The 2,658-nt window shown below is 66.2% G+C and carries 1 protein-coding gene and 1 pseudogene; both read left to right on the top strand.

Annotation, left to right across the window (positions count from 1 at the left end; translation table 11 throughout):
• Positions 1–204, top strand: a pseudogene (locus EOA36_RS32975) (oxidoreductase); the annotation flags it as partial.
• 140 nt (positions 205–344) lie between these two features.
• A complete protein-coding gene (locus EOA36_RS32980) occupies positions 345–2,630 on the top strand; it encodes a PAS domain-containing hybrid sensor histidine kinase/response regulator (RefSeq protein WP_127280958.1) in 2,286 nt (761 codons plus the stop codon).
• Positions 2,631–2,658: the final 28 nt, after the last annotated feature.

Genomic DNA, 2,658 nt, shown 5'->3' on the forward strand with positions numbered 1-2,658 from the left:
CTGCGCGGCGTCTCCCTGCTCGGCATCGATTCAGTGATGGCGCCGAAGGCCGTGCGCCTCGAAGCCTGGCGGCGCATCGGCTCCGATCTCGATGTGGACAAGCTCGCCAGCCTGTCCACGACCATCGGCTTCGACGGCATCATCGGTGCGGCACACGACATCGTCGATGGCAAGATCCGCGGTCGCGTCGTCGTCGACATGTGACCGGACTGAGGGATCGCAGGCCGGACGGAATTGCCACATCGGGCGGCAAATCGGTCTTCGCCGGGGCAAAAACCCCGATCCGCTAAAATTCGAACGATCCCCCGCAATTTTCCATAATGTCTGTCTGGCAAGGATTTCGCATGATCGCGGAATCCGACAGCCAACGGGCCGACCCTGGCGACGACATCGTTGCGGCGCAAGCGCCGGCAATGGCGCGGCGGTTTATCGCCGCGCCGCCGCTGGTGCCCGATCAGCAACCGGCCAAGCGCGAAGGCCTGCCGATCCTGACCTTCGTTGTCATGGTGCTGGCCGGCCTCTCCTACCTGACCGGAGCGCCGGTCTTCATCAGCCTTGCGTTGCTGGCAACAGGCCTTGCCGGCCTGGCCATGCACCTGCACGCCAGGCGCAGCGTACGCCGCAGTACGGTCCTGCTCGACGAAACCACCGCCCGCAACCGCGCCGAGATCGAGACGCTGGCCGACCGCATGTGGGAGATGCAGGAAAGCGAGGAGCGCTTTCGCGGTCTCATCGACGCGCTCGGCGATCTCGTCATCCATCGCGACCGCGACGGTTACATCGTCTATGCCAACAAGGTGTTCGCTGACCTTGTCGAAACCGATCAGCGCGACCTTGCCGGCAAGACGCTGGCCGAACTCGGCATCGAGGTCGGCATCGTTCCCGATGCCGCTTTCTCCGACCATGAATGCCTGAGTTCCACCGACGTCGCCATCCGCACGCCATCCGGGCCGCGCTGGTTCTCCTGGATCGAGCTGTCCGTGCGCGACAAGGACAGCGATGCCGTCTCGCATCGCGCCATCGCGCGCGACATCACCGCCCGCAAGCGCGCCGAATCGTCCATGATCACGGCGCGCGAGCGGGCCGAGTTCGCAAGCCAGGCCAAGTCGCGTTTCCTCGCCACTGTCAGCCATGAGATCCGCACGCCGATGAACGGCATCATGGGCATGGCCAAGCTGCTCGCCGACACCAGCCTGTCGCCGGAACAGCAGACCTATGTCGGCGCCATCTCGACCTCGGCCAGCGCCTTGCTTGCCCTGATCGAGGATCTGCTCGACTATTCCAAGATCGAGGCCGGACGCTTCGATCCCGAACCGCAGCCCATGTCCGTGCGCGAGATCGCCGACAACATCATCGAATTGATGGCCGCGCGCGCCTTCGCCAAGAATATCGGCCTCGGCTGCCATGTCGAACCGGATGTGCCGCAATTGATCACCGCCGATCCGGGCCGGGTCAGGCAGGTGCTGCTCAACCTCATCGGCAACGCCATCAAGTTCACCGACAGCGGCGGCGTGCTGGTCAGCGTCGCCCGCGCCCGCACCGAGACCAGCGACCGCATCTGCTTCACCATCGCCGATACCGGCCCCGGCCTGCGCGACGAGGACATGGAGCGCATCTTCGAGGAGTTCGAGCAGGCCGACGGCACCTCGACGCGCACGCATGGCGGTGCCGGACTGGGGCTTGCCATCTCCAAGCGTCTGGTCACCGCCATGGGCGGCACGATTTCGGTATCCAGCCGGCTCGGCCAGGGATCGGAATTCGTCTTCGAGATTCCGGCCATATCGGCTACCGAGCCGCCGCAGGGCCGGCTGAACGCGCTTGCCGGCCGACGCGCCGTGATCCTGTCCAAGAACACCGTCGAGGCCGACGCCATCGCCCGCACCATCCGCGCCAATGGCGGCGCGGCCGGCATCGCCACCACCGTGGCCCAGGCCGCATCCTTTGCCGACGGCTGTGACGTGCTTCTGGTCGACGCGGCCCTGGAAGAGAGTGACGGGAAGCTGCTCAAGCGGCTTCGCCAGCATGGGTTCACCGATTGCGAAGCCGTCACGCTGATCGCACCCACCGACCGCGGCATGCTTGGCGAGTTTCGTGCCAGCGGCTACGCGACATTCCTTGCCCGGCCGGTGCGCGGAGGAACACTTTTGCGTGTCCTTTTGAGCAGCCAGACGCCGGTCCTCGCCCCGCCGCGGCCGGAAAAACGCCGCGCACCGGCGCTTCGTGCCTCAGGCGAACGCCAACAGGGCCTGTCCGTGCTGATCGCCGAGGATAACGACATCAATGCCATGCTGGCCCGCGCAACGCTGTTGAAGGCCGGGCATCGCGTCAAGGTGGTCGGCAACGGCAAGGCTGCCGTCGAGGCGGTCACCGGCGCCGGCCACAAGCACCGCTTCGACGTGGTGCTGATGGATCTGCATATGCCGGTCATGGACGGATTGGACGCCATTGCCGCGATCCGCCGCCACGAGGAGGAAGCCTCCGTACCGCCGGTGCCGATCATGGTGCTGTCGGCCGACAGCCAGGAAAAGACCCGCCATGCGGTGCTCGCCCACGGCGCCAGCGGCTTCGTCACCAAGCCGCTCGACCCCGACGCGCTGGTCAGCGCCGTCGAAGGCCAGGTCGCTGCTTGAGCCGCCTTTTCCCGGTGCATGGCTGACG

Origin of the sequence: Mesorhizobium sp. M8A.F.Ca.ET.021.01.1.1 (assembly GCF_003998025.1) — a bacterium.
In the GTDB taxonomy this organism is placed as follows: Bacteria; Pseudomonadota; Alphaproteobacteria; order Rhizobiales; family Rhizobiaceae; genus Mesorhizobium.

Bases quoted from the DNA above. Each gene is read 5' to 3' on its own strand.
- EOA36_RS32980 (WP_127280958.1), top strand. From the start codon at position 345: ATGATCGCGGAATCCGACAGCCAACGGGCCGACCCTGGCGACGACATC.